This window comes from Sphingomonas sp. GW821-FHT04B01 (assembly GCF_059420425.1).
Window position 1 is genome coordinate 563286 of record NZ_JBWKTR010000001.1, and the last position, 26997, is coordinate 590282.

General features: G+C 68.6%; 27 protein-coding genes and 1 tRNA gene. 16 read left to right on the forward strand and 12 right to left on the reverse strand.

Translation table 11 applies throughout. The annotated features are described in order from the left end of the window. Positions 1 to 61: 61 nt before the first annotated feature. Complete coding sequence (dprA, locus tag AC07UH_RS02725; RefSeq protein ID WP_495179418.1) at positions 62 to 1141, reverse strand: DNA-processing protein DprA; 1080 nt, start codon at positions 1139 to 1141, stop codon at positions 62 to 64. After that, positions 1134 to 1769: a glycerol-3-phosphate 1-O-acyltransferase PlsY gene (gene plsY / locus AC07UH_RS02730; RefSeq protein WP_052075665.1), complete on the reverse strand. Its 636-nt coding sequence runs from the start codon at positions 1767 to 1769 to the stop codon at positions 1134 to 1136. The genes dprA and plsY overlap by 8 nt, the downstream gene beginning before the upstream one ends. Before the next feature lie 116 nt (positions 1770 to 1885). Between plsY and murI the strand changes: the two genes are divergently transcribed. After that, on the forward strand, positions 1886 to 2680 hold the full coding sequence (gene murI, locus AC07UH_RS02735; RefSeq protein WP_495179417.1) for a glutamate racemase: 795 nt from the start codon (positions 1886 to 1888) through the stop codon (positions 2678 to 2680). A 295-nt stretch (positions 2681 to 2975) separates the two neighbouring features. After that, on the forward strand, positions 2976 to 4217 hold the full coding sequence (gene hemA / locus AC07UH_RS02740) for a 5-aminolevulinate synthase (protein WP_038667350.1): 1242 nt from the start codon (positions 2976 to 2978) through the stop codon (positions 4215 to 4217). Positions 4218 to 4512: 295 nt separating this feature from the next. On the opposite strand, the gene AC07UH_RS02745 is transcribed toward hemA, so the two are convergent. Next, entirely contained in the window at positions 4513 to 4989 is a 477-nt protein-coding gene (locus AC07UH_RS02745; protein WP_495179416.1) for a DUF3429 domain-containing protein, read from the reverse strand. Positions 4990 to 5153: 164 nt separating this feature from the next. Here AC07UH_RS02745 and rpiB point away from each other — a divergent pair, with 164 nt between their 5' ends. From rpiB to AC07UH_RS02770, 5 genes are read left to right on the forward strand one after another with little or no spacing between them, the layout of a single operon-like run. Beyond that, positions 5154 to 5588, forward strand: a complete 435-nt coding sequence (gene rpiB / locus AC07UH_RS02750) for a ribose 5-phosphate isomerase B (RefSeq protein WP_038663816.1) — start codon at positions 5154 to 5156, stop codon at positions 5586 to 5588. 4 nt (positions 5589 to 5592) lie between these two features. Next, positions 5593 to 6903, forward strand: a complete 1311-nt coding sequence (gene glyA, locus AC07UH_RS02755; protein WP_495179415.1) for a serine hydroxymethyltransferase — start codon at positions 5593 to 5595, stop codon at positions 6901 to 6903. A 4-nt stretch (positions 6904 to 6907) separates the two neighbouring features. Then, positions 6908 to 7081: a small multi-drug export protein gene (locus AC07UH_RS02760; RefSeq protein ID WP_166753199.1), complete on the forward strand. Its 174-nt coding sequence runs from the start codon at positions 6908 to 6910 to the stop codon at positions 7079 to 7081. Between the two features lie 8 nt (positions 7082 to 7089). Next, on the forward strand, positions 7090 to 7566 hold the full coding sequence (gene nrdR / locus AC07UH_RS02765; RefSeq protein WP_038663810.1) for a transcriptional regulator NrdR: 477 nt from the start codon (positions 7090 to 7092) through the stop codon (positions 7564 to 7566). Then, the gene (locus AC07UH_RS02770) at positions 7563 to 8312 is read left to right on the forward strand and encodes an RNA methyltransferase (protein ID WP_495179414.1); all 750 of its coding nucleotides are present in this window, start codon (positions 7563 to 7565) and stop codon (positions 8310 to 8312) included. Before nrdR ends, AC07UH_RS02770 begins: the two co-directional genes overlap by 4 nt. Here AC07UH_RS02770 and AC07UH_RS02775 read toward each other — a convergent pair. Next, positions 8282 to 8596 (reverse strand): chorismate mutase, encoded by a 315-nt coding sequence (locus AC07UH_RS02775; RefSeq protein WP_038663803.1) that lies wholly within the window; start codon positions 8594 to 8596, stop codon positions 8282 to 8284. The genes AC07UH_RS02770 and AC07UH_RS02775 overlap by 31 nt on opposite strands. Before the next feature lie 106 nt (positions 8597 to 8702). On the opposite strand from AC07UH_RS02775, the gene AC07UH_RS02780 reads away from it, so the two are divergent. From AC07UH_RS02780 to aguB, 5 genes are all read left to right on the forward strand, one after another. Next, complete coding sequence (locus AC07UH_RS02780) at positions 8703 to 8969, forward strand: hypothetical protein (protein ID WP_137897548.1); 267 nt, start codon at positions 8703 to 8705, stop codon at positions 8967 to 8969. A 168-nt stretch (positions 8970 to 9137) separates the two neighbouring features. Beyond that, positions 9138 to 9752, forward strand: a complete 615-nt coding sequence (rpsD, locus tag AC07UH_RS02785) for a 30S ribosomal protein S4 (RefSeq protein ID WP_038663797.1) — start codon at positions 9138 to 9140, stop codon at positions 9750 to 9752. 752 nt (positions 9753 to 10504) lie between these two features. Next, positions 10505 to 12145, forward strand: a complete 1641-nt coding sequence (locus AC07UH_RS02790) for a M28 family metallopeptidase (RefSeq protein ID WP_495179413.1) — start codon at positions 10505 to 10507, stop codon at positions 12143 to 12145. Further along, the gene (locus AC07UH_RS02795) at positions 12142 to 13116 is read left to right on the forward strand and encodes an agmatine deiminase family protein (RefSeq protein ID WP_495179412.1); all 975 of its coding nucleotides are present in this window, start codon (positions 12142 to 12144) and stop codon (positions 13114 to 13116) included. Before AC07UH_RS02790 ends, AC07UH_RS02795 begins: the two co-directional genes overlap by 4 nt. A gap of 73 nt (positions 13117 to 13189) precedes the next feature. Further along, a complete protein-coding gene (aguB, locus tag AC07UH_RS02800; protein ID WP_038663788.1) occupies positions 13190 to 14050 on the forward strand; it encodes an N-carbamoylputrescine amidase in 861 nt (286 codons plus the stop codon). Here aguB and AC07UH_RS02805 read toward each other — a convergent pair. Next, positions 14038 to 14736, reverse strand: coding sequence for a uracil-DNA glycosylase (locus tag AC07UH_RS02805; protein WP_052075663.1), 699 nt, complete (start codon positions 14734 to 14736; stop codon positions 14038 to 14040). The genes aguB and AC07UH_RS02805 overlap by 13 nt on opposite strands. 22 nt (positions 14737 to 14758) lie before the next feature. On the opposite strand from AC07UH_RS02805, the gene folK reads away from it, so the two are divergent. Together folK and AC07UH_RS02815 are read left to right on the forward strand one after the other, a co-directional pair. Then, on the forward strand, positions 14759 to 15235 hold the full coding sequence (gene folK, locus AC07UH_RS02810) for a 2-amino-4-hydroxy-6-hydroxymethyldihydropteridine diphosphokinase (RefSeq protein WP_495179411.1): 477 nt from the start codon (positions 14759 to 14761) through the stop codon (positions 15233 to 15235). Positions 15236 to 15255: 20 nt separating this feature from the next. Continuing rightward, positions 15256 to 15331 (forward strand) — tRNA-Lys (locus AC07UH_RS02815). A 26-nt stretch (positions 15332 to 15357) separates the two neighbouring features. On the opposite strand, the gene AC07UH_RS02820 is transcribed toward AC07UH_RS02815, so the two are convergent. The 6 genes from AC07UH_RS02820 to AC07UH_RS02845 form a co-directional block, all read right to left on the reverse strand. Beyond that, positions 15358 to 15726 carry a VanZ family protein gene (locus AC07UH_RS02820; RefSeq protein WP_495179410.1) on the reverse strand — a complete coding sequence of 123 codons (369 nt, stop codon included), beginning with the start codon at positions 15724 to 15726 and terminating at the stop codon, positions 15358 to 15360. Between the two features lie 52 nt (positions 15727 to 15778). Continuing rightward, complete coding sequence (locus AC07UH_RS02825) at positions 15779 to 16732, reverse strand: alpha/beta hydrolase (protein WP_495179409.1); 954 nt, start codon at positions 16730 to 16732, stop codon at positions 15779 to 15781. A gap of 34 nt (positions 16733 to 16766) precedes the next feature. After that, entirely contained in the window at positions 16767 to 17654 is an 888-nt protein-coding gene (locus AC07UH_RS02830; protein WP_495179408.1) for an alpha/beta hydrolase, read from the reverse strand. A 100-nt stretch (positions 17655 to 17754) separates the two neighbouring features. Then, the gene (gene xylA / locus AC07UH_RS02835) at positions 17755 to 19065 is read right to left on the reverse strand and encodes a xylose isomerase (protein ID WP_495179796.1); all 1311 of its coding nucleotides are present in this window, start codon (positions 19063 to 19065) and stop codon (positions 17755 to 17757) included. Further along, positions 19062 to 20504: a xylulokinase gene (gene xylB / locus AC07UH_RS02840; protein ID WP_495179407.1), complete on the reverse strand. Its 1443-nt coding sequence runs from the start codon at positions 20502 to 20504 to the stop codon at positions 19062 to 19064. The genes xylA and xylB overlap by 4 nt, the downstream gene beginning before the upstream one ends. Positions 20505 to 20512: 8 nt before the next feature. Continuing rightward, complete coding sequence (locus tag AC07UH_RS02845; protein WP_495179406.1) at positions 20513 to 21610, reverse strand: glycoside hydrolase family 43 protein; 1098 nt, start codon at positions 21608 to 21610, stop codon at positions 20513 to 20515. A 269-nt stretch (positions 21611 to 21879) separates the two neighbouring features. On the opposite strand from AC07UH_RS02845, the gene AC07UH_RS02850 reads away from it, so the two are divergent. Together AC07UH_RS02850 and AC07UH_RS02855 are read left to right on the forward strand one after the other, a co-directional pair. Beyond that, complete coding sequence (locus tag AC07UH_RS02850) at positions 21880 to 23697, forward strand: IlvD/Edd family dehydratase (protein WP_425423971.1); 1818 nt, start codon at positions 21880 to 21882, stop codon at positions 23695 to 23697. 42 nt (positions 23698 to 23739) lie between these two features. Beyond that, positions 23740 to 25164, forward strand: coding sequence for a sugar porter family MFS transporter (locus AC07UH_RS02855; RefSeq protein WP_038663768.1), 1425 nt, complete (start codon positions 23740 to 23742; stop codon positions 25162 to 25164). A gap of 64 nt (positions 25165 to 25228) precedes the next feature. Here the strand turns inward: AC07UH_RS02855 and AC07UH_RS02860 are convergent, their stop codons facing one another. Further along, a complete protein-coding gene (locus AC07UH_RS02860) occupies positions 25229 to 26878 on the reverse strand; it encodes a glycoside hydrolase family 43 protein (RefSeq protein ID WP_495179405.1) in 1650 nt (549 codons plus the stop codon). Positions 26879 to 26997 lie beyond the last annotated feature (119 nt).

Here is a 26997-nt window from a genome sequence, read left to right on the forward strand (position 1 = left end):
GTCAAGTCGGGGGCGTGGGACGAAACGTCAACGGGTGGGGAGGCGGGGGCCGCCGCCGGGGTCAGGCGATGAGGCTGACCCGGCCGCCGGCATGCCGCTCCAGCCGGCCGGCGAGTTCGAGTTCGAGCAGCACCGTCTGGACGATCGCCGGGGCGAGGCCGCTCTGGCGGAGCAGTTCGTCGACCGGGACGGGCGCCGGGCCGAGCAAGGCGGTGATGCGGGTGCGGTCGGCGTCGCTCGCATCCGCCGGGGGCGGGGCGGCGTAAGGCGACGCGGGCGCGCGGACGGCGCGGGGATCGATCGGGCGGAGCTGTTCGAGGACGTCGGCGGCGGTCTGGATCAAGGTCGCACCGTCGCGGATCAACTGGTTGCAGCCCTGCGCACGCGGGTCGAGCGGACTGCCGGGGACCGCCATGACCTCGCGGCCCATCTCGCCCGCCAGCCGCGCGGTGATCAGCGAGCCCGAGCGCGGTGCCGCCTCGACCACCACCGTGCCGAGCGCGAGGCCGGCGATGATCCGGTTGCGCGACGGGAAATGGCGGGCGAGCGGCTGGGTGCCGGGCGGCTGTTCGGCGATCAGCAACGCGTCGCTCGCCACCTGCTCCTGCAACGCGGCGTTTTCGGGCGGGAAGGCCACGTCGATGCCGCTGGCGATGACGCCGATCGTGCGCGGCAGCGCGCCGACGTGCGCGGCGGTGTCGATGCCGCGGGCGAGGCCGGAGACGATCGTCGCGCCCTCCGCGGCGAGGTCGTGCGCGAGGCTGCGCGCGAAGCGGCACGCCGCGGCGGAGGCGTTGCGCGCGCCGACGATCGCCACCGTCGTTCGACTTGCCAGCGGGAGGTCGCCGCGCAGGATCAGCGCGGGCGGGGCGGTGTCGATCTGGGCGAGCAGCGGCGGATAGTCGGGATCGTCGAGGAACAGATAGCGCGCGCCGAGCCGCGCCGTCGCCGCCATCTCGCGCTCGACCGCGGCGCGCTCGGCGATGCGCGGCGGGGCGCCGCCGCCGCGGCGGGCGAGCGTCGGCAGCATGTCGAGCGCCGCCTCGGCGGTGCCGAAGCGGGCGAGCAACTGGCGCCAGGTGACCGGGCCGATCCCGGTGGTACGAAGGAGACGGAGGCGCGCGACATCGCGCTCAGCCATCGCGGAGCGCATTCGTGTCCTCGCCGTCGCGCGCGCCGCCGATGCGCGGCTCGGTCCCGGCGAGCAGCCGCTCGATATTGTCGCGATGCTTCCACAGCACGATCGCGGCGAGCGCGAGCAGCAGCATGACGAGATCGAACCGCCCGAACAGCGCGCCGCTGACCGGTGCGCTGACCGCCGCGGCCATGCCGGCGACCGAGGAGATGCGCAGGCCCGCGAGCAGGCCGAGCCAGACGGCCGCATAGACGAGGCCCATCGGCCAGTGCAGCGCGAGGACGATGCCCATCAGCGTCGCGACGCCCTTGCCGCCCTTGAAGCGCAGCCAGATCGGGTAGCAATGGCCGACGAACGCCGCCGCCGCGGCGATCATGCCGTCGCCGGGGAACAGCCATTCCGCCAGCCACACCGCCGCCGCGCCCTTGGCGAGATCGAGCAGCAAGGTCGCCGCCGCCAGCCCCTTGCGGCCGGTCCGCAGGACGTTGGTGGCGCCGATATTGCCCGAGCCGATGCTGCGCAGGTCGCCCGCGCCCGCCAGCCGGGTGAGGATGACGCCGAACGGGATCGATCCCAGCACATAGCCGAGCAGCAGCGCGCACGCCGGCGCGATCCAGAGTATGTGCGTATCCAAAGCTGCCCCGTCCTCCCCGGCGGATCATAGCGGGTCCGGGGCGGTTTCGCCAATGGGCGCTTCCTGATCTCGATCAAGGTTGGCGCGTCGCGCGGCGGCGGCTTATGGACGCGGCGATGGATGATGCGCCGATCCTGTTCTTCGATTCGGGTGTCGGCGGCCTGTCGGTGGTCGCACCGACGCGCGTGCTGCTGCCGCGCGCACCGATCGTCTACGCCGCCGATTCCGCCGGATTTCCCTATGGGATCAAGAGCGAGGCGGAGATTGCGGCGCGGGTGCCGGCGCTGCTCGGGCGGCTGGTGGAGCGGTACCGGCCGCGGCTGGTGGTGATCGCCTGCAACACCGCCTCGACGATCGCGCTGCCGGTGGTGCGCGCGGCGCTCGACGTGCCGGTGGTCGGCACGGTGCCGGCGATCAAGCCCGCCGCGGCGCTGAGCCGCAGCCGGGTGATCGGCGTGCTCGGCACCGAGGCGACGGTGCGCCAGGCCTATGTCGACGATCTGGCGGCGCGGTTCGCTGGGGATTGCACGGTGCTGCGGCACGGCTCGGCGGAGCTGGTGCGGCTGGCGGAGGCGAAACTGGCGGGGGCGACGGCCGATCCGGCGCGCTATCGCGCGGTGCTCGGCGGGCTGTTCGATCAGCCAGAGGGGGCGCGGATCGACGTGATCGTCAATGCCTGCACGCATTTCCCGCTGGTCGCGGCGGAACTGGCGGCGGCGGCGCCGGCCGGGCTGCACTTCGTCGATGGCGGCCCGGGGATCGCGCGGCGGATCGCCTTCCTGACTGAGGGGCAGGGCTGGCCGGCGGACGAGTCGGTGCATCGCGCGGTGTTCACGCGGCTGGGCGACGCGGAGCGGGCGCTGGCGCCGGCGCTGGCGGATTATGGAATCGGGACGATCGAGGGGCTTTGAGCCGTACCGGCCGGCGGGTTGGGCGTCGGCTCTTTTGTCCCACCGTTAGCCCTGAGCCTGTCGAAGGGCGGTGCCATGTACGGAACGACCGCCTGTGGCACGGGCGCTTCGACAGGCTCAGCGCGAACGGTGGAGCGTGGGGCGGGCGTTCCTTCCGCCAGCATCCATCCCTGTGCCGGTCGACGGGTCGTGCCGCGCTGGCCCCGCGAGGGTGGGACAAAATGTCCAGCCTGACGATCACGCTGAGCGCTTTTATCCACTGGCAAGCCCGTCGCCGCATCGGTACATGGTGCCCATGAGCAGCGACGGTACCGACGTACGCGTGGATTATTCGCGCGTCTTCACCCAGGCGATCGATCGCCTGCACAGCGAGGGCCGGTATCGGGTCTTCATCGACATCCTCCGCAACAAGGGCGCCTTCCCCAACGCGCGCTGCTTCGCCGGCCATAACGGGCCGAAGCCGATCACCGTCTGGTGCTCGAACGACTATCTCGCGATGGGCCAGCACCCGAAGGTGATCGCGGCGATGGAAGAGGCGCTGCACGACGTCGGCGCCGGTTCGGGCGGCACGCGCAACATCGGCGGCAACACCCATTATCACGTCGATCTCGAGCACGAGCTCGCCGACCTGCACGGCAAGGAAGGCGCGCTGCTGTTCACCAGCGGCTATGTCTCGAACGAGGCGACGCTGTCGACGCTCGCCAAGATTTTGCCGGGCTGCGTGATCTTCTCGGACGAGCTCAACCATGCGTCGATGATCGCCGGCATCCGCAATGCCGGCTGCGAGAAGCGCATCTTCCGCCACAACGATCTCGCGCATCTCGAGGAACTGCTCGCCGCCGAGGACCCGACGGTGCCGAAGCTGATCGCGTTCGAGAGCGTCTATTCGATGGAGGCCGACGTCGCGCCGATCGCGGCGATCTGCGACCTCGCCGACAAATACAATGCGCTGACCTATCTCGACGAGGTCCATGCGGTCGGCATGTACGGCGCACGCGGCGGCGGCATTTCGGAAGCCGAGGGCGTCGCCGACCGGCTGACGATCATCGAGGGCACGCTCGGCAAGGCGTTCGGCGTGATGGGCGGCTATATCGCCGCCGACCAGACGATCATCGACGTGATCCGCAGCTATGCGCCGGGGTTCATCTTCACCACCTCGCTGTCGCCGGTGCTGGTCGCGGGCGTGCTCGCCAGCGTCCGCCACCTCAAGGCGTCGAGCGTCGAGCGCGAGGGCCAGCAGGCGTCGGCGACGCTGCTCAAGACGATGCTGAGCGAGGCGGGGCTGCCGGTGATGCTCGGCAGCACGCATATCGTGCCGATCCTCGTCGGCGATCCGGTCAAGGCGAAGCGGATCAGCGATATCCTGCTCGCCGAATATGGCGTCTACGTGCAGCCGATCAATTATCCGACCGTGCCGCGCGGCACCGAGCGGCTGCGCTTCACGCCCGGCCCGAGCCATACGCCCGAGATGATGCGCGAGCTGACTGACGCGCTGGTCGAGATCTGGAGCCGGCTCGCCTTGCGCAAGGCGGCCTGACGCGGCGTCCGGGCGCAGTTGCGGTGGGTCGGCTTTTCTGCCTGTCGGTAGGGTTCAGGACCATCACCTATCGCGGCGGCAGCTAGGTTCGATCGGTTTCCTCATGAGGCCCGTCACCCCGGACTCGTTCCGGGGTCCACTCCGCGGCGAGGGGAACGGCTAGAGAAGAGGGCATTCCCTTGCGGCCCGGTGGACCCCGGAACAAGTCCGGGGTGACGGGGTGGGTTGGGAAAGCGTCCGGCCCATGCGACGGAGCCCGGCGAAGTCGGGCAACGGCGTGGAGCCGCCCGCGCGGTCAGCTGGCCGACAGGCCGCAGATGATCCCGCAGAGGATCGTCAGCCCGCCGAGCCCGACCGACAGCGGCACGCGCAGCGCCATCCAGCCGGTGGGGGCGTGGGCGGACTCGACCAGGCGTCGGTCGATCAGCAGGGTGGTGATCACCGCCGAGCCCATCAGCACCAGCGCGAGGCCCAGCGGCAGCACATGGGCGATCGACAGCAGGATCAGCAGCGCGCCGAACAGCGACGGCAGCACCGCCAGCGTCGCGATCCGGCCCTGATCGCGGCCGCTGCGCATCGCAAACCCCCACCAGATGCCGCCGAGGAAGCTGAGGATCAGCGCCGCATAGGCGAAGGCGAACATCGGCCCGACATCGCTTTCGGCGGAAAAGAAACAGGTGGCGACCGCGGCGATCTGCGGGAACAGCCCGGCATAGCCGAGGATCAGCGGCGATTCGCCGACGCTGCCGCGGTCGGAGACGGGATCAGCCATGCCGGCGAGCGCGGGAGCGAGGAACTTGCGGCATATTCTTATCCTGCATTGCGTGGTTGGCTTAGCGCGCGAGCGACGCGCTACGTTCCGCAACAGGTGTGGCATTTGCCGGTGTCCCCCGCTAAGGCGCCCTGACCGCCCATCATCGTCACGGGACGTCACCCTTGCGCATCGCCTTCGCCTCCGATCACGCCGCCGTCGCGCTGAAGGCGCTGCTGGTCGATCATGCCGGCACGCTCGGCCATGCGGCGATCGATCTCGGGCCGGACAGCGATGCGCGCGTCGATTACCCCGATTACGGCTACAAGCTGGCCCGCGCCGTCGCGGCGGGCGAGGCCGATTTCGGCGTCGCTTTGTGCGGATCGGGGATCGGCATCTCGATCGCGGTCAACCGCGAGCCGGCCTGCCGCTGCGCACTCGTCTCCGAACCGCTGTCGGCGGCGCTGGCGCGCCAGCACAACGACGCCAACGTCCTCGCGATGGGCGCGCGGCTGATCGGTCCCGATCTCGCCAAGGCCTGTCTCGAAGCCTTCCTCGCTGCCCCGTTCGAGGGTGGCCGTCACCAGAACCGCGTCGACAAATTGTCGCGAAAGGACTGATCCCATGAGCACCCAGCCCACCGATTTCAGCGATATCCGCCACACCGGCTTCTTCAGCCAAGCGCTCGCCGACGCCGATCCGGCGGTGTTCGCCGGCATCGCGCACGAACTGGAGCGCGAGCAGACGCAGATCGAGCTGATCGCGTCGGAGAATATCGTCTCCAAGGCGGTGCTCGAGGCGCAGGGCTCGGTCTTCACCAACAAATATGCCGAGGGCTATCCGGGCAAGCGCTATTATCAGGGCTGCGCGCCGTCGGACGAGGTCGAGAGCCTCGCGATCGAGCGGGCCAAGCAGATCTTCGGTTGCAGCTTCGTCAACGTCCAGCCGCATTCGGGCGCGCAGGCGAATGGCGCGGTGATGCTGGCACTGGTCAAGCCGGGCGAGACGATCCTCGGCATGAGCCTCGACGCCGGCGGCCATCTCACCCATGGCGCGCGTGCGGCGATGAGCGGCAAGTGGTTCAACGCGGTGCAGTACGGCGTCGATCCGGTGACGCATCTGATCGATTACGATCAGGTCGAGCGCCTCGCCGTCGAGCATCAGCCGAAGCTCATCATCGCCGGCGGCAGCGCCTATCCGCGCACGATCGACTTCGCGCGCTTCCGCGAGATCGCCGACAAGGTCGGCGCGTACTTCATGGTCGACATGGCGCATTTCGCCGGCATCGTCGCCGCCGGCCTGCATCCGACACCGTTCGGCCATGCGCACGTCGTCACCACGACGACGCACAAGACGCTGCGCGGTCCGCGCGGCGGCATGATCATGACCGACGACGAGGCGCTGGCCAAGAAGATCAATTCGGCGGTGTTCCCGGGGCTGCAGGGCGGGCCGCTGATGCACGTCATCGCCGCCAAGGCGGTCGCGTTCGGGGAGGCGCTGCAGCCGGGCTACAAGAGCTATATCGCCGCGGTGGTCGAGAACGCCAAGGTGCTCGCCGCGACGCTCAAGGAGCGCGGCTCGGACGTCGTCTCGGGCGGCACCGACACGCATCTCGCACTGATCGACCTCACCCCGCTCGGCATCACCGGCAAGGACGCCGACGAGGCGCTGGAGCGTGCCGGCATCACCTGCAACAAGAACGGCATTCCCAACGATCCGCTCCCGCCGGTCAAGACCAGCGGCATCCGCGTCGGCTCGCCCGCCGGCACGACGCGCGGCTTCGGCCCCGCCGAATTCCGCGAGATCGGCAACATGGTCGCCGACGTGCTCGACGGTTTGGCTAAGAAGGGCGAACATGGGGACCCCGAGGTCGAGGCGAACGTTCGGCAGCGTGTACGCACGCTGTGCGCACGCTTCCCCATCTACGAAGGATAACACCATGTCGAAGATCGAAGAGGTCCAGGCGACCGTCAAGAACACCCCCGGCCTCGGCAAGAAGATGGCCAAATATGGCGCGATCGGCGCGGTCGTGGCGATCCCGATCCCGTTCGTCGGGCCGGTGCTCGGTGCGCTGGTCGGCGCGGGCGTCGCTTATGCCAAGCGCAAGGATTGATCGCCTGAATGCGTTGCCCGTTCTGCGGCCATGAAGACAGCCAGGTGAAGGACAGCCGCCCCACGGAAGACGGGGCGGCGATCCGGCGCCGGCGCCAGTGCGAGGGCTGCGCGGCGCGCTTCACCACCTTCGAGCGGATCCAGCTGCGCGACCTGTGGGTGATCAAGAGCACCGGCAGCGGCGGGGTGCGGCGCGAGCCGTTCGACCGCGAGAAACTGCTGCGCTCGGTCTCGATCGCGACCCGCAAGCGGCCGATCGAGCCGGTGCGGATCGAGAAACTGGTCAGCGGCATCCAGCGCCAGCTCGAGACGCAGGGCGAGAGCGAGGTATCGTCGAAGCGGATCGGCGAGATGGTGATGGACGGGCTCAAGGGGCTCGATTCGGTCGCCTATATCCGTTTCGCCAGCGTCTATCGCGATTTCAGCGAGGCGCGCGACTTCGAGGAATTCGCCGGCACGGTCGAGCAGGCGGGGCGCGCCGAATGAAGCCGGTCATCGTCCTCGTTCGCCCGCAATTGGGCGAGAATATCGGCAAGGCGGCGCGCGCCATGCTCAATTTCGGGCTCACCGACATGCGGCTGGTCAGCCCGCGCGACGGCTGGCCCAACCCGCAGGCGGGGCCGGCGGCGAGCGGCGCCGACAGCGTGCTCGCCGATGCGCAGGTGTTCGACAGCGTCGCCGAGGCGGTGGCGGATTGCGCGCACGTCTATGCGACGACGGTGCGCAAGCGCGGCATCACCAAGCCGGTGGTGACGCCCGAGGTCGCGGCGCGCGACATCCACGCCGCGCCGGAGCGGTCGGCGATCCTGTTCGGCCCGGAGCGATCGGGGCTGGAGACCGACGACGTCGCGCTGGCGCGGACGATCGTCACCGTGCCGATCAACCCCGACTTCGGCAGTCTCAACCTGGCGCAGGCGGTGATCCTCGTCGCCTATGAATGGTCGAAGGGCGAGGCGCTGGCGCAACCGTCGATCAACCCGATCGAGCCGCCCGCACCGCATGAGGAACTGGAGGGAATGATCCTCCAGCTCGACGACATGCTGGAGCGCGCCAATTTCTTCTTCCCGCCCGAACGCGTGTTCCAGACGCGGCGGACGCTGCGCACGCTGCTGACCAAGCCGGGCTGGTCGTCGCAGGAGGTGCGGACGGTGCGCGGCGTGCTGTCGGCGCTGGACGGCGCCAAGGAACGCCGGGTCGAGGCTCAGCGCCGGTCGAACGACGCCAGTTCGTAGGCGATCGACGCCTCGACGAGCTGCTCCCACAGATCGGCGATGACCGCGCCGGGCAGGCCGAGCGATTCCGCCTCGGCGCGGGCATTGGCGATGACCTGTGCCTTGCGGGCCTCGTCGCGGACGTGGCCGCGCTCCGGCTTGATGCGCGCCGCGGCGTCCATATAGGCGAAACGGCGGGCGAGCAGCGCGACCAGCTCGCGATCGAGCGCGTCGACGCCGGCGCGCACCTCGATCATCGTCGTGCAATCGGGGCCGGCCAGTGCCGGGGCAGGGGGCGTGGTCATCGCGCTTCCTTATCGCCGCCGCCACGGATGTCGAGTTCGTGGCGTCGCCATCTTCCCTTGCCGGACGGATCGTGTCACCTTTGCTGCCGTATCAGGGAGGGTCGCCATGTTCGCTTTCGCCATTGCCGCGATGATTCTGTCCGCCGGCGCGCAGGATGCCGCGCCAGCGACGACGCCGTCGCCCGCGCCTACGGTGAAGGCCAAGCGGATCTGTCGTCGCGAAGCACCGATCGGATCGATCATGCCGCACCAGACCTGTTTCACCCGTGGTGAATGGGCCGTCATCGACGCGCGCAACGGCGACAATTGGGACACGGCGCGGCGGGCCAATGCCGCGCGCAACATGACGATCCCGCAGGCGCTGCGTCCTTGACAGGATAAGCGCCAGCATCTAGGCGGCCGCCTTCGCAACAGCCCCCGCACCCCGGTGAAGCGGACGGCCTGCCCCCGCAAGGGATCAGCAGAGCGATACCGGGATCAACCCCGCCGCATGGCTTGCCATGGGGCGGGATCACGTCGTTTCAGTTGCCAAGGAAATATCATGTCGAAGCGCCATAGCGCCAAGCACAAGCTCGACCGTCGTCTCGGCGAGAACATCTGGGGCCGGCCGAAGAGCCCGGTCAACAAGCGCGAATACGGCCCGGGCCAGCACGGCCAGCGCCGCAAGGGCAAGGTGTCGGACTTCGGCATCCAGCTGCGCGCCAAGCAGAAGCTCAAGGGCTATTACGGCGACGTCACCGAGAAGCAGTTCAAGGCCTGCTATACGGAAGCGGCCCGCATGAAGGGCGACACCAGCCAGAACCTGATCGGCCTGCTCGAGCAGCGTCTCGACATGATCGTCTATCGCGCCAAGTTCGCGCCGACGATCTTCGCCGCGCGCCAGATCGTCAGCCACGGCCACATCCGCGTCAACGGCGTGAAGTGCAACATCGCGTCGCGCCGCTGCTTCGTCGGCGACGAGATCACCCTGGGCAGCAAGGCCAAGGAAATGGCGCTGGTGCTCGAGGCGCAGAACCTCGCCGAGCGTGAGATCCCCGATTACGTCGCGCCGGACGGCAACGCCAAGATCACCTTCGTCCGCGTGCCGACGCTCGACGAGGTGCCTTACCCGGTGAAGATGGAACCGAACCTGGTCGTCGAGTTCTACTCGCGCTGATTTCGGGTCTTCCGGTTTCGGATTTGGAAGGGGCGGTCCTTGCGGGCCGCCCTTTTTGATTCACGCGAAGACGCGAAGACGCGACGGTGTTCCGCTTGGGGGTGGAGGCATCGATCACCGCGGGTGTGGCCCTCGTTCTTTCTCTTCGCGTTATCGCGTGGATCGATTTTGCGCGCAGAGGCGCAGAGACGCGGAGGTGATCCGCGGGAGGCCTCGTCGCCTGCTTTTCGCGTCGGAGGAGAAGCGCCTTCGGCGCCGCTGGCGGAACACCTCTGCGTCTCTGCGTCTCTGCGCGCAAAACCTTCTCCGTCCCGTGACCCGGATCGTGGACAAGCACGCGACCAGCGGCAGAAGACCGGCCTGCTGCCATTTTTAGATTTGGAAGGGGCGGTCCATGCGGGCCGCTCTTTTTGGTTCACGCGAAGGCGCGAAGACGCGAAGGTGTTCCGCTTGGGGGTGGACGCATCAATCACCGCGGGTGTGGCCCTCGTTCTTTCTCTTCGCGTCTTCGCGTCTTCGCGTGAATCGATTTTGCGCGCAGAGGCGCAGAGACGCGGAGGTGTTCCGCGGGAGGCTTCGTTGCCTGCTTTTCGCCTCTGGAAGAGAAGCGCCTTCGGCGCGGCTGGCGGCACACCTCCGCGTCTCTGCGCCTCTGCGCGCGAAACCTTCTCCGTCCCGCGGCCCGGACCGTGGACAAGCCCGCGCCCCGGCGGCAAAAGACCGGCCACGCTGCCATCCATGCGGAGTAATCGATGCGTCGTTTCGTTCTTGCGGCCCTGCTTGCCACGCCCGGCATGGCGCTCGCCCAATCCGCGCCGCCGATCTCGGTCGAGACGATGAAGGCCGTCACCAGGACGCTGTCGTCGGACGCCTTCGAAGGCCGCGCGCCGGGTAGCGCCGGCGAGGAGAAGACGCTCGCCTATCTCGAACAGCAATTCGCCAAGGCGGGCCTGAAGCCGGGCAACAAGGGCAGCTGGTTGCAGGACGTGCCGCTGGTCGAGATCACCGCGCAGAACGTCACGCCGCTGACCATCACCGGCGGCAAGACCCCGCTTGCCCTCGCTTACGGCAAGGACATGGTGGTCGGCACCTATCGCGTCACGCCGCATATCGACGTCAAGGACAGCGACATCGTCTTCGCGGGTTACGGCATCGTCGCGCCCGAAAAGGGCTGGAACGATTACGCCGGGCTCGACGTGAAGGGGAAGACGGTGATCGTCCTGATCAACGATCCCGACTGGCAGACGCCGGGGCTGACCGGCCCGTTCAACGGCCGCGCGATGACCTATTACGGCCGCTGGACGTACAAATATGAGGAAGCGGCACGGCAGGGCGCGGCGGCGGTGATCATCGTCCACCAGACCGAGCCTGCGGCCTATGGCTGGAACGTCGTCCAGTCGAGCAACACCGGCGCGGCGCATGTCGCCGATGCCGCCAACGGCCATATGGACGACACCGCCGCGCACGGCTGGATGCAGCTCGACAAGGCGCGTGCGCTGTTCGCCAGCGCGGGCAAGGACTTCGATAGCCTCGCCGCCGCCGCGAAGGTCAAGGGCTTCAAGCCGATGCCGCTCGGGCTGAAGGCGTCGGTGCGCTTCGACAACCAGATCAAGAAGCAGATTTCGCACAATGTCGTCGGCATCCTGCCCGGCCGCGAGGCGCCGGACGAATATGTCCTGCTGTCGGCGCATTGGGATCATCTCGGCCGCTGCACCCCGGTCAACGGCGACGACATCTGCAACGGCGCGGTCGACAATGCCGACGGCACCGCGGCGCTGGTCGCGCTCGCCGAGGCCAATGCCAAGGCCGGGCCGGCGCGCCGCTCGATGGTGTTCTTCGCGCTGACCGCCGAGGAATCGGGGCTGCTCGGCTCGGCTTATTATGGCGAGAACCCGGTCTATCCGCTCGCGAAGACGGTCGGCGGCGCCAATATGGACGCGCTCGCCATGTACGGCCCCGCGAAGGACGTGATCGTGATCGGGCCGGGCAAGTCGCAGCTCGACGGCTATCTCACCGCCGCGCTCAAGCGGCAGGGCCGCACCGCGACGCCCGAGCCGACGCCGGAGAAGGGCTTCTATTATCGCTCGGACCATTTCAGCCTCGCCAAGCACGGCGTGCCGATGGTCTATTTCGAGACCGGCCAGAATCTAGTGAAGGGCGGGCTCGCCGCGGGTCAGGCGGCGGCAAAGGACTATGAAGAGAATCGCTATCACGCGCCCTCCGACGAATATGATCCCAATTGGGATTGGAGCGGCGTGCAGCAGGACGTCGGCCTCTATTATATGATCGCGCGCGATCTCGCCGACGGTCGCGACTGGCCCAATTGGACGCCGGGCGACGAATTCCGTGCGATCCGCGACAAGAGCCGTGCCAGCCTGGGAGCCGCGAAGTGACCGTCGTTCCGCCGCCCGCCGAATGGGCACCGCATGACGCCGTATGGATCGGCTTTCCGAGCCATCCCGAATTGTGGGAGGAGGATCTCGATCCGGCCCGCGCCGAAGTCGCCGCCTTCGCCCGTGCGGTGCATGCCGAGGGGCGCGGCGAGACGGTGATCCTCGTCGCCGCCGATGCCGAGGCGGGCGCGGCGGCACGGACGATGGCGCCGTTCGCCGAGGTGGTGGTCGAGCCGTTCGGCGACATCTGGCTGCGCGATACGGGTCCGATCCTGCTCGGTAATGGCGAGGCCTGCGACTTCGGCTTCAACGGCTGGGGCGGCAAATACGATCTGCCCGGCGACGATACGATCGGCCTGCGCCTCGCCAAGCAGCGCGGTCGCCGCGTCGGTTACTGCAATTGGGTGCTCGAGGGCGGCGCGATCGACGGCGACGGCACCGGGGTCGTCGTGACGACCGAGCAATGTCTGCTCAACCCCAACCGCAACCCGACGCTCGACAAGGCGCAGATCGAGGCGCGGCTGCGCGACGACCTCGGGCTGACCAAGGTGGTGTGGCTGGGCGACGGGCTGCTCAACGACCATACCGACGGCCATGTCGACAATCTCGCGCGCTTCGTCGGCGAGGGCAAGCTGGCGCTGCCGGAAGCGGCGGAGAACGACCCCAATTGGCAGGTCTACCAGCATGCGTTACGCGACGCGCGCGCGGCGGGGCTGGAGGTGGTGACGATCCCGTCGCCGGGCCGCGTGCTGCGCGACGAGGAGGTCGTGCCGGCGAGCTATATGAACTTCTACATCGGCAATGCCGCGGTGGTCGTGCCGCTGTACGGTGCGGAGAATGACGAGGCCGCGGTGCGTGCGGTTCAGGCGCTGTTCCCGGATCGCGAGGCGGTGGGGCTGCGCGCCGACCATATCCTGACCGGCGGCGGCAGCTTCCACTGCATCAGCCAGCAGATCCCGGCGGGGATCTGACTTCGACAGGGGGCGGGTCTCCGAACCGCACGCAAGGGGTGACGACTCACCTCCCGCCCCTTATGTGGCGCGCATGACCCAGATCACCGTCGCCGCGCTGCAGCTCGCCTTCTCCGACGATATCGATGCGAACATCGCCAACGTCTCGCGCCTCGTGCGCGAGGCGGCGGGGCAGGGCGCGCAGGTGATCCTGCCGCCCGAATTGTTCGAGGGCGAATATTTCTGCCGCGTCGAGGACGAAGGGCTGTTCGCCAATGCCGCGCCGGTGCGCGAGCACAAGGCGGTGCTGGCGATGCAGGCGCTCGCCGAGGCGCTCAAGGTGACGATCCCGACCAGCTTCTTCGAGGCGGACGGGCCGCATTATTACAACAGCCTCGCGATGATCGGCCCCGACGGCGAGGTGCAGGGCGTCTATCGCAAGAGCCACATCCCCGACGGCCCCGGCTACGAGGAGAAATTCTACTTCCGCCCCGGCAATACCGGCTTCAAGGTCTGGCCGGCGCCGCCGGCCGCGCCGGGCTGGACGCTCGGCGTCGGCGTCTGCTGGGACCAATGGTATCCCGAGACCGCGCGCGCGCTGATGCTGATGGGCGCGCAGGTGCTGTTCTACCCGACCGCGATCGGCAGCGAGCCGCATGACACCAGCCTCGACACCGCACGGCTGTGGCGGCGCGCGATGGTCGGCCATGCCGTGTCCAACGTCGTGCCGGTCATCGCTGCCAACCGGATCGGCACGGAGCACGGCCAGCATTTCTACGGCACCAGCTTCATCGTCGACGAGCGCGGCGACGTGCTCGCCGAACTGGGTCGCGACGAGGAAGGCGTGATCGTGGCGACGCTCGACCTCGAACGGGTCAAGCGCCACCGCGCCGCCTTCGGCTTCTTCCGCGATCGCCGGCCCGAATTGTACGGGCGGCTCGTTCAGGACGTTTGACGGAGCGCCACCGCGCGGGCGAACACCGATTCGAACATCGCTTCGTCGATCCGGCCGGTGTTCTGGTTGTAGCGCGAGGGGTGATAGCTATCGAGCAGGATGCGACCGTCAGGCATGCGATGCTCGGCGCCGTGCGCGAAATTGGCCTTGGGCAGGCGTCCGCCCATCACCTTGACCGCCGACTGATGCGCGATCTGACCGAGCGCGACGACGATGCGCACGTTGGGCAGCGCCGCGATCTCGCCGTCGAGGAACGGGCGGCAGGTGCGGATCTCCTCCGGCGTCGGCTTGTTGGCGGGCGGCAGGCATTTGACCGCATTGACGACGATCGCGCCGGTCAGCGCCAGATCGTCGGTGACGCGATTGGCGAAGGTGCCGGTGGCGAGGCCGAGCTTGCCGAGCGTCGCAAACAGCAACGCGCCCGAATGGTCGCCGGTGAACGCCCGCCCGGTGCGGTTGGCGCCGTGCAGCCCCGGCGCGAGGCCGACGATCGCCAGCCATGCCTCGGGATCGCCGAAGGCGGGGACGGGGGCGTTCCACCAGGTCGGGTTGTCCAGCCGCAGCGCTTCCCGCGCGGCGACGAGCCGCGGGCAGCGCGGGCAGTCGTGCGGCGGCTCGACCGCGGCGAGCGGATCGGGGACGGGCAGGTCGGTGGCGATGTCGGGCGCGAGCGTATCGAAGGTCATCGCTTTCGCCTAAAGCCCCGGGATGGCGACGGCAATCTATGCGATCGGGATCGGATCGAACCGGCGCGGGCGACACGGCGGCCCCGCCGACGAGGTGCGCGCGGCGATCGCGGCGATCGGCGGGCTGGTCGCGGCGTCGCCGGTGATCGGCTCGGCGCCGCTCGGGCCGTCGATCCGCCGCTTCGCCAATGCCGCGATCCTGATCGGCAGCGACGAGACCCCGCCGGTGCTGCTTGCGCGGCTCAAGGGGATCGAGGCGGCGTTCGGCCGGCGGCGCGGGCGGCGCTGGGGCGCGCGGGTGATCGACCTCGATATCCTGCTGTGGTCGGGCGGCAGCTGGCGCGATTCCCGGCTGACCGTGCCGCATGCGGCGCTATCCGCGCGCGGCTTCGTGCTGGGGCCGCTCGCGCGGATCGCGCCGGGCTGGCGCGTGCCGCCGCAGGCGCGAAGTGTTCGACAATTGGCACATGCAGTTGACCGACCGCGTCCCCGCCCCTAGGTGCCCCGGATCGATGGCGGGGGTCCGTAGCTCAGTCGGTAGAGCAAGCGACTTTTAATCGAGAGGTCCCGGGTTCGAGCCCCGGCGGACCCACCATCGATAGTGCCGGCGGCGGCGTGTGCTCACAGCCGGCGCGGGCGGCCGGTCCGCGCGGCAGCCACTACCAGCACGACGCCGACGATGATCGCGGTGTCGGCGACCCAATCCATGATGTCGCAGTCGCGGTGCAGCGCCGGGATCGACTGGACCAGCTCGATCATCGCGCCGAGAAAGCTCAGCCGTTCGGCGATGCGGACCAGCGGCGCGTGCGGCCAGGCGGCGCAGGCGAGCACGGCGAGCGCGCCGAACGCGGCCATGTGCTGCCATTTGTCCATGACCTCGACGGTGATCGGCGGGCGCGGCGACAGCGCCATGACCAAGGCGAAGAGGAGAGCAGCCCAGAACAGCAACCGTGCGATCGGCGCGACGCGCGCCTGCGAGAAACCAACCATGATGCGCGCCCTACGTCCGCCGGCGGCGCGCGTCCACCGGCGGGCGGGCGGATCAGCCGCGACGCTTCAGCAGGCCATGCATGTCGAGCCAGCGGCTGAATTCCTCGAACCAGCCGGTGCTGGTCGTCGGTTTCGGGTACATGCCGAAGCCATGGCCGCCCTGTTCGAACAGGTGGAATTCGACCGGGCGCTTGGCAGTGCGCCAGCTGTCGATCAGGCCGAAGCCGTTATTGGCGAAGAACGGATCGTCGGCGGCGAGCGCGACGAACATCGGCGGCGCGTCGGCGGGCACGGTGACCGCCGTCAGCGGGCCATAGATGTTGCCGATGAAGGCTGGCCTGGCATCGCCGCCGGTCAGCGTCGTCGCCATCGTCAGCATCGCGCCGGCGGAGAAGCCGATCATGCCGATCCGGTCGGCGTCGACGTGCCATTCGGCGGCGCGCTTGCGGACCAATGCGAAGGCGGCGCGGGCGTCGGCGATCTGCGGGGCGAGGCCGGCGGCCATCGCGTCGGCGCGCGGCCGCGGCGGGCGGGCGCCGGGCGCGAAGATCTCGGCCATCGACCGTTCGAAGCCGGGCATGTCGGCGGGCGTCGGGTTGAGCCGGTATTTGAGCACGAAGGCGGCGACGCCCTTGGCGGCAAGCGCGCGGGCGACGTCCCAGCCCTCATTCTCCATCGACAGCGTGCGGAAGCCGCCGCCCGGCGCGACGATGACCGCCGCACCGGTCGCCCTGGCGGGATCGGGCAGGAAGGGGGTCAGCGTCGCGACGGTGACGTTGCGGGTGAAGACGCTGCCATATTGGCTGTGCCAGGCCTCCGGTGCGGTCGCGCCGGGCAGCTTGCCGGTATCGAGCGTGATCGCGCCCGGCTGTGCCGGGGTGGGGATCGGCACCATCTTGTCGTTCTGCGCCTGAACGGGCGCGGCCAGCGTGGCGGCGGCGAGGATGCCGGCTCCGATCGGCCGCAGCAGATGGGCGATCGCGGCGGCGTGGATACGGTGTCTCATGTTCGCTCTCCCTGATGATCGGTGTCGCTATGGGTCATTTGCCGCCGGCGTGTGGTCGCGGCGACAGCCAGCCGCTGTCCGCCAGCCAGTCGTCGAGCCGGTCGGGCCAGTGCAGGATCGAGATCCGGTTCGATTCGTCGAGGTTGAAGGCGTGATCGCTGTCGGCGTACATATGCAGTTCCGCCGACACGCCCGCCTTGCGCAATTGCTCGTAGAGCGCGACCGAGGGCGGCGCGCAGCAGGCGTCGCGGCTGCCCGCGACGATGAAGGCGGGCGGCGCGCCGGCGATCGCCTTGGCGGGGATGCCGCGCGGCCCGGGGAAGACGAGCACCTGGAAATCGGGACGCGCGGGCAGGCGGTCGATCGCATCCACCGCGGGGCGGCCGGCGGGTTCGGGATTGTCGGCAATCTGCGACACCAGTTCGCCACCGGCGGAAAAGCCCATCGCGCCGACGCGGGCGGGGTCGATGCCGTAATCGGCGGCATGTGCGCGCACCCAGCGCATCGCACGGCGCGCATCGTCGGCGGCGTCGCCCTCGACCGAATATTTCGAGCCGGGCTCGTTCGCGAGCCGGTATTTGAGGACGAAGGCGGTGATGCCCATGCGGTTGAGCGCGGTGGCGACCTTGGTGCCCTCGTTGGTCCAGACGAGCAATTTGTGACCGCCGCCGGGCATGATGACGATCGCGGCGCCGTTGCGGTGCGCGGGATCGGCCGGGAAGGCGATCAGCGAGGGGTCGTGGATGTTGCGCACCCAGTAATCGCGGGCGACCTCGGCCTCCTGCCGGCGCGCGCGCGATCCGGGCGCGCCGTCGGGCCACAGCTTGATCGCGGTGTAACTGGGCGGTTGTTGCGGGGCCGGATCCTGCGCGGGCAACGGTGCCGCCGCCAGCAGGACCGCCAAGGCAAAGGCTCGGCGCATCATCACTCTCCCAATGTGTCCGGTCGCCGTGTTCGACGTTCCGGGGTCCCGGCCAGGCCGGGGAGGCGTCCGGCCCCGTGCGGGGCCGGACACGCGCGGCTTAGAGGAAACGGTTGATGAGATTCTCGAGCCGCTCCTGGCCGCCCGAGCGCGGCTGCGGATCGATGTTCTGCGCGACCGCGAGATCGGCGATGCCGGCGAGGTCGAGGTCGGCGATCTTGCCGCCGAACTCGCCCGTCCAGCCCGCGTAACGCTCGGTCTTGGCGGCGTCGAGACGACCGTCCTCGATCAGCGCGGCGGCGTTGAGCAGGCCCTTGGCAACGACGTCGATGCCGCCGACATGGCCGTGGAACAGGTCGATCGCGTCGATCGACTGGCGGCGCACCTTGGCGTCGAAGTTGAAGCCGCCGGTGGTGAAGCCGCCTGCGCGCAGGATCTCGACCATCGCCAGCGTCAGTTCCTCGACCGAATTGGGAAATTGGTCGGTGTCCCAGCCGTTCTGCGGATCGCCGCGGTTGGCGTCGATCGAGCCGAAGATGCCGAGCGCCCCGGCGGTGGCGATCTCATGCTCGAAGGTGTGGCCCGACAGCGTGGCGTGGTTCGCCTCGATGTTGACGCGCACCTCGTTCTCGAGGCCGTAGCGCTTGAGGAAGCCGTACACCGTCGCGGTGTCGAAGTCATACTGGTGCTTGGTCGGCTCGTGCGGCTTCGGTTCGATCAGGATCGTGCCGGTGAAGCCGATCTTGTGCTTGTGCTCGACGACGAGGCTGAGGAAGCGGCCGAAATTGTCGAGCTCGCGCTTCATGTCGGTGTTGAGCAGCGTCTCATAGCCCTCGCGACCGCCCCAGAGGACGTAGTTCTGGCCGCCGAGGCGATGCGTCGCTTCGAGCGCGTCGCGGACCTGCATCGCACCAAAGGCATAGACTTCGGGATCAGGGTTGGTCGCGCCGCCGGCGGCGAAGCGCGGGTGGCTGAACAGATTGGCGGTGCCCCACAGCAGCTTGCGGCCCGACGATGCCTGCAGCTTCTCGAGGTGGTCGACGGCTTCCGCGAAATAGCGGCGATGCTCGGTGACGTTGGCGGCATCGGCCATCACGTCGACGTCGTGGAAGCAATAGAAGGGCACGTCGAGCTTCTGGAAGAAGTCGAACGCGACCTCACGCTTCTCGGCCGCGGCGGCGCTGTCGTTGGCGCCACGGTGCCACGGGCGGTTGAAGGTGCCGCCGCCGAACACGTCGGAGCCGGGCCAGCAGAAGGTGTGCCAGAAGCAGGCGGCGAAGCGCAGATGCTCTTCCATCGTCTTGCCGAGCACGACGCGATTCTTGTCGTAGAACCGGTAGGCGAGTTCGTTGTCGCTATCCGGTCCTTCGTAGCGAATCTGCGGGATGTCGGCGAAAAAGTCAGCCATCAGAGGGTCCTTATGCGGGGATAGGCATCGCGGAAGGCGGCGCCCTTGGGAGCGAGGCGCTCGACGAGCGCCGGATCGGGGGTGATCACATGGGACACGGGGGGTGCCTGGCAGACGTCGGCGGGGCTGCCGCCGTCGACCGCGAGCTGGGCAAGGCGCGCGGCGCCAAGCGCCGGGCCGACCTCGCCGCCTTGCAGGTAGACGAGCTCGACGTCCATCGTCGCGGCGAGCGTTTCGCCCCAATAGCGCGAGCGCGCGCCGCCGCCGATCACCGAGAGGCGCTCGATCGTCGTGCCGGCGTCGCGCAGCACGCGGATGCCGTCGGCGAGCGCGAAGCCGACGCCCTCCAGCACCGCCTGCGCCAGCCGGTCGGGACCGGTGTCGTTGTCGAGCCGGAGGAAGGCGCCGCGGACCTGCGCGTCATTATGGGGGGTGCGTTCGCCGGAGAGATAGGGGAGGAACAGCTCCGGCCCGGCACCCGGTCCGGCGCGCTCGGCGCGCGCGAACAGGTCCGCGGCGCCCGCCGCGCCGGTGATCCTGGCGACCCAGTCGATGCACGAGGCGGCGGACAGGTGAACCGCCATCTGGTGCCACATATCGGGCAGGCAGTGGCAGAAGGCATGGACCGCACCCGCGACATTGGGGCGGAAACGGTCGGTGGCGACGAAGATCACGCCCGAGGTGCCGAGCGACAGCAACGCATCGCCGTCGCGCACCGCGCCGACGCCCGCCGCACCGGCGGCATTGTCGCCGCCGCCGCCGGCGACCGGCACGCTGCCCATGCCCCACAGTTCGGCAACGTCGGGACGCAGGCGGCCCGCAGCGGCGCTGCCCTCGACCAGCCCGGGCATTTGCGCTTCGGTGAGGCCGGTGGCGGCGAGCAACGTGTCGCTCCAGCGCCGCCCGGCCACGTCGAGCCACAACGTTCCCGCCGAGTCGGACATATCGGAGAGCTTCTCGCCGGTCATCTGCAGCCGGACATAGTCCTTGGGCAGCAGCACGGTGGCGATCTGCGCGAACACCTCCGGCTCGTGATGGCGGACCCATTGCAGCTTGGGCGCGGTGAAGCCGGGCATCGCGAGATTGCCGGCGATGTCGTGCAACTCGGGCACCGCCGCTTCCAGCTCGACGCATTCGGCGTGCGAACGGCCGTCGTTCCACAGGATCGCCGGGCGCAGCGGCCGGTCGTCGGCGCCGAGCAGCGTCGCGCCGTGCATTTGGCCGGCAAGGCCGATGCCGCGTACCGCGCGGCGCACCTCGGGATCGATCGCCTGCACCGCCGCGGTCGTCGCCTGCCACCAGGCTTCGGGGTCCTGTTCCGACCAGAGCGGCTGCGGCCGCTGCACGGTCAGCGCGGCGGTGCCCTGTCCGACGACGCTGCCGTGGGTGTCGAGGACGACCGCCTTGACCCCGGATGTGCCGATATCGATGCCGAGAAACATGCCGCCGCTCAGTTCTTGAAGGGGTCGAGCTGCACGATCGTGCCGTCCGGATTGAAGGTCAGTTCGGCGACCTTGGCCGAGCGCAGGTAGTTCTTATTCGACAATTGCGTGTCGTGATAGAACAGCCACCACTTGCCCTTGAACTCGACGATCGAGTGATGCGACGTCCAGCCCTGCACCGGCGACAGGATATGGCCGGTATAGCGGAACGGGCCGTAGGGCGTCGTGCCGACCGCGTAATTGAGGAAATGGGTATCGCCAGTCGAATAGGTGAAATAATATTTGCCGCCGCGCTTGAACACCCACGACGCCTCGAAGAAGCGGCGGTCATGGTCGCCGCCGAGCACCGGCTTGCCCGCCTCGTCGGTGATGACGACATCGCGCGGCTGCTCGGCGAACTGCTTCATGTCGGCCGACAGGCGCGCCATCTTGGGCGACAAAGCGGGCTTGTCGTCCTGCTTCATGTCGGTGTCGCCGGCGTTCGGATCGAAACGGCCGGTGGTCCAGCGCTGGAGCTGGCCGCCCCAGATGCCGCCGAAATACATGTAGCTCTGGCCGTCGGTGTCGGTGAACACCGCGGGATCGATCGAGAAGCTGCCCTTGATCGGTGCCGGCTCGGCCTTGAACGGGCCGGTCGGCGACTTCGACGTGGCGACGCCGATGCGGAACACGCCCTGTTTGTCGCGCGCCGGCATGTAGAGATAATAGGTGCCGTTCTTATAGGCGGCGTCGGGCGCCCAGGTCTGCTTGGAGGCCCAGGGGATATCCTTCACGTCGATCGCCACCGGATGCACCGTCACCGGGCCGCCGATGCGATCCATGCTGAGCACGCGATAGTCGTGCATCGCATATTGCGTGCCAAGATCGTCGTCGGGGATGCCGGCGTCGACGTCGTGGCTCGGGTAGACGTAAAGCTTGCCGTTGAAGACGTGCGCCGAAGGGTCGGCGAAATAGAGGTTCTTGACGAGCGGCTGGCTGAGATAGCGCTTGCCCTCGGGGCTGCGCGGCTCGGCGGCGGGCGCGGGCTTGGCGACCTGCGCGAGCGCGAGCGTGGCGGTGGCGCCGAGCGTGGCGGCGGTCAGGCAGAGGGCGAGACGAAGCCTCATGGCCGATGATCCTTCCTAGTGACGGCCTTCTGACGAGGCCTGGAGCGATGCCGCGAATGCGGGATAGCGCTACCATATGAGGCCGCTCGCGAATTCGCAAGCCGTTCCGCCGCGTTAGAGCCCGGCTGTAGGTTCGGATTTCGCACGGCGAACGGATCGGGATCGTGCCGATTCGGGATCGATGGCGGGGTCGGACTCGCCCGCGCGCCCGATCCGTCCGTTTGAAGCCTTGACGTGCCGCCTTGGCCTGATAGCGATACCAACAAGGTATGAGCCGGGTCCGGCATCGTCCAAGTGGAGAGTCCAGCGTGTCACGCCAACCGGTTCGTCCCTTCCGTTCGCGCGACTGGTTCGCCGACCCGGCCCGTGCCGACATGACCGCGCTCTATCTCGAACGCTTCATGAATTACGGTCTGACCCCGGCGGAGCTGCGCTCGGGGCGGCCGATCATCGGCATCGCGCAGACCGGCAGCGACCTGTCCCCGTGCAACCGCATCCATCTCGATCTGGCGCGCCGGGTGCGCGACGGCATCCGCGACGCAGGGGGCATCCCGCTCGAATTCCCGGTCCATCCGATCTTCGAGAATTGCCGCCGGCCGACCGCGGCGCTCGACCGCAATCTCGCCTATCTCGGGCTGGTCGAGACGCTGTACGGCTATCCGATCGACGCGGTGGTGCTGACCACCGGCTGCGACAAGACGACGCCGTCGGGGATCATGGCCGCCGCCACCGTCGACATTCCGGCGATCGTACTGTCGGGCGGACCGATGCTCGACGGCTGGCATGAGGGCGAGCTGGTCGGTTCGGGCACCGTCATCTGGCGCTCGCGCCGCAAGCTCGCCGCGGGCGAGATCGACGAGGAGGAATTCCTCCAGCGTGCCACCGACAGCGCGCCCTCGGCGGGCCATTGCAACACGATGGGCACCGCCTCGACGATGAACGCGGTGGCCGAGGCGCTCGGCCTGTCGCTGCCCGGCTGCGCGGCGATCCCTGCGCCCTATCGCGAGCGCGGCCAGTTCGCCTATGAAACCGGCCGCCGCATCGTCGATATGGCCTATGAGGACCTGCGTCCGTCGCGCATCCTGACCCGCGAGAGCTTCCTCAACGCCGTGCGCGTCGTCACCGCGATCGGCGGCTCGTCGAACGCGCAGCCGCATATCCAGGCGATGGCGGCGCATGCCGGCATCGAGGTGCGGCCGAGCGACTGGATGGACTATGGCTATGATCTGCCGCTGCTGGTCGACGTACAGCCCGCCGGGCGTTTCCTCGGCGAGCGCTTCCATCGGGCCGGCGGCGTGCCGGCGGTGATGAACGAGCTGCTCGGCGCCGGCAAGCTGGACGGCGACTGCCTGACCGTCACCGGGCGCAGCATCGCGGAGAATCTCGCCGGCCGCGGCGCCACCGATCGCGAGGTCATCCGCCCGTTCGACCAGCCGCTGAAGGAGCAGGCCGGGTTCCTCGTCCTCACCGGCAATCTGTTCGATTTCGCGATCATGAAGACGAGCGTGATCTCGCCGGCGTTCCGCGAGCGCTACCTCAACGTACCGGGACGCGAGAACGTGTTCGAGGCGCGTGCGGTGGTGTTCGAGGGATCGGACGATTACCACCATCGCATCAACGATCCCGCGCTGGGCATCGACGAGGGCTCGATGCTGGTGATCCGCGGCGCCGGCCCGATCGGCTGGCCGGGATCGGCGGAGGTGGTCAACATGCAGCCGCCCGATCATCTGATCCAGCGCGGCATCCTGACGCTGCCGACGCTGGGCGACGGCCGCCAGTCGGGCACGTCGGACAGCCCGTCGATCCTCAACGCCAGCCCGGAAAGCGCGGTCGGCGGCGGCCTGTCGTGGTTGCAGACCGGCGACGTGATCCGCATCGATCTCGCCGCGGGCCGCTGCGACGCACTGGTCGAGGAGGCCGAGATCACGCGCCGGCGCGGCGGGACGCCGCCGCCCATTGCCGAGAGCCACACGCCGTGGGAAGAGCTGTACCGGGAAAAGACCGGCCAGCTCGGCGAAGGCGGCGTCCTCGACTTCGCGTTGAAATATCGGGGTATCGCTGCACGTACGCCGCGGCATAACCACTAGGCACAACCCATTTCGCCGGCGGTGACCGGCACAGGAGAGACGATGACGGACAGCGTAAGGGGAGCAGGGGGGACTGCCACGAACCACGGCTTCATCGCCGCGATCGTCGCGGTGGCGACGATCGGCGGCTTCATGTTCGGCTATGATTCGGGCGTGATCAACGGCACCCAGAAGGGGCTGGAGGCGGCGTTCGCGCTCGGCCGGCTCGGCATCGGCGTCAACGTCGGCGCGATCCTCGTCGGTTCGGCGATCGGTGCGTTCGGCGCCGGCCGGATGGCCGATGCGATCGGCCGCCGCAACGTCATGATGCTCGCGGCATTGCTGTTCCTGGTCAGCGCCCTGCTCGCCGGCGCGGCGAGCGGCTCCGAGATCTTCATCTTCGCGCGTATCATCGGCGGCCTCGGCGTCGGCGCGGCGAGCGTCATCTCGCCGGTCTACATCTCTGAAGTCACCCCCGCCTCGATCCGCGGCCGGCTGACCAGCGTGCAGCAGGTGATGATCATCACCGGCCTGACGGGCGCTTTCGTCGCCAATTTCGTGCTCGCCCGCTATGCCGGCGGCTCGACCGCGCCGTTCTGGCTCGGCTATCCTGCCTGGCGCTGGATGTTCTGGCTGCAGGCGATCCCCGCCGCCATCTATCTCGTCGCGCTGTTCGTCATTCCGGAAAGCCCGCGCTTCCTGATGGCCAAGGGCCGCGAAGACGACGCGCACAAGGTGCTCGTCCGCCTGTTCGGCGTGGCCGAAGCCGACCGCAAGGTCGTCGAGATCCGCAACTCGCTCGCCGCCGACCACCACAAGCCCAAATTGTCCGACCTGCGCGACAAGACCACCGGCAAGATCCGCCCGATCCTGTGGGCCGGTATCGGCCTCGCCATCTTCCAACAGCTCGTCGGCATCAACGTCGTCTTCTATTACGGTGCGGTGCTGTGGGAAGCGGTCGGCTTCACCGAGGACAATGCGCTGCAGATCAACATCCTGTCGGGTGTGCTGTCGATCGCGGCGTGCCTGTTCACGATCGCGACCGTCGACAGGATCGGCCGCAAGCCGCTGCTGCTCGTCGGTTCGGCCGGCATGGCGGTGACGCTGGCGGTGGTCGCCTGGGCGTTCTCGACCGCGGTCACCGACGCGGCGGGCGCCGTCTCGCTGCCGGGGCATAACGGCATGATCGCGCTGATCGCCGCCAACCTCTACGTCATCTTCTTCAACGCGAGCTGGGGTCCGGTGATGTGGGTGATGCTCGGCGAGATGTTCCCGAACCAGATCCGCGGCTCGGGCCTCGCCGTGTCGGGCTTCGCGCAGTGGATCGCCAATGCGGCGATCTCGGTGAGCTTCCCGGCGCTGGCGGTGTCGCCGGGGTTGGCGGTGACCTATTTCGGCTACGCCTTCTTCGCCGCGGCGTCGTTCTTCTTCGTGCGCAAGATGGTCAACGAGACCGCGGGCCGCGAGCTGGAGGACATGGCGGGCTGATCCGCCGGACCATCCTATCGGTCACGACGAAGGGGCGGTCCTGCGGGACCGCCCCTTTTTTGTGTCAGCGCCGCCAGGCGTAGGGACCGACGATCGTGCCGACGAAGCCGCCCGCCGCCTCGGTGCTGAGGAAGCGTGCGTCGACGTCGGCGGCGAGCGTGCGGCGGGCGGCGCCGGCCTGATAGTCGAACGCCATCGTGCCGCCCTTGGCGCGGATGGTGAGCGTCACCGGACCGGTCGTGGCGAGCGGCGCCGACGCGACCAGCCGTTCGGTGCCCTGGTCGGTGGTGTAGAGCGCGACCATCGGTTTGCCGGCGAGGCGGGTGATGCCGAAGAACAGGAAGTTCTTGTCGCTCTGCATCGCGGCGAGGCCGGCGCGCTCGCCGTCGCTGTCGGGGGTGAAGCGCACCGTCGTGCTCATCGTCGCGACGTGATGCTGCTGGCGCCGCGCGACGAAGGCGGGAACGCCGTTCAGGTCGCCCATCGGCGCGCCGCGGTCGAGCACGAGTTCGTGGCGGTCGATCCGGTAGACGGGCTGTCTCGGGGTGCGCACGCCGATCCACTGCATCGCCAGTGTCGGTCCGGCGAACGTGTCGGTGTAGGCAAAGTCGCCGCTGGTCGGCAGCGCCGGCGGACGTTGTTGCGGCAGCCTGGGTGCGGGCGCGGTGAAGGGGATCGCCTCGCCGTGCGGCAGGATCATCGGCCAGCCCTGCGCCCAGGTCACCGGCAGCAGGAACGTCTCGCGGCCGATGTTGTAGTAATTGCCGGCATAGGGGCGGACGGCGAGGAAGGTCGCCCACCAGTCGCCGTTCTGCGTCTGCACCAGTTCGGCATGGCCCGCCGAGGTGATCGGGTTGGGGCGGGCCGGATCGAGATCGCGCTGGGTCAGGATCGGATTGCCGGCGAACGGCGCATACGGCCCGCGCAAGTCGCGCGAGCGGAAGACGACCTGCGAATGGTTGACGCTGGTGCCGCCCTCGGCGGCGGTGAGATAGTAATAGTCGTCCTTCCGGAGGATATGCGGCCCCTCGATCCAGACCGGCTTTTTCGTGATGTCGACGCCGCCGTTGACCAATTGCGTGCTCTCGCCGACCATCTTGCCGGCGCGCCAGTCATATTCCTGCACCCAGATGGCGCGATGGCCTTCGTAGCGCGGCGGTTCGGCGGGGGCGCGGTTGTTGACGATATAGGCGCGGTCGCCTTCCCAATAGATCGACGGATCGATCCCCTCGAACGGCAGCCAGATCGGATCGGACCATGGCCCCGCCGGGTTCCTGGCGGTGATGACGAAATTGCCTCTGCACGAGACGCAGGTGTTGACGATGTAGAAGGTGCCGGCGTGATAGGAGATATCCGGCGCGAACACCGCCTCCGAGGTGCGGCGGCCGGTGAAGTCGAGCTGGCCGGGGCGGTCGATGGCATTGCCGATCTGCGTCCAGTGGACGAGGTCCTTCGAGTGGAAGACCGGCAGGCCGGGGAAATGCGCGAAGGACGAATTGACCAGATAATAATCGTCGCCGACCCGCGTCACCGATGGGTCGGGGTAATAGCCAGACAGGATCGGGTTACGATACGCGCCCGGCGCGGGCATGGCCTTCTCCTCCGACTGCCCCTGATAGGCGAAGCGGCTGAAGCGCGGGGCCTCGCTCGCCATCGCCGCCGAACCGCCGGTCAAGGCCAGCGCCAGGATCATGGCACGTCCCGCCATCCTCATCTCTCCCATATCGGCCACCGCTGGATGCGACGGCTCCTGGCGCAACCATAGCGCTACCAGGTCGTCGTGCCAGCCAGAGCGACGAAATCGGCAGAACATTACTCCGATAAATCCACCCG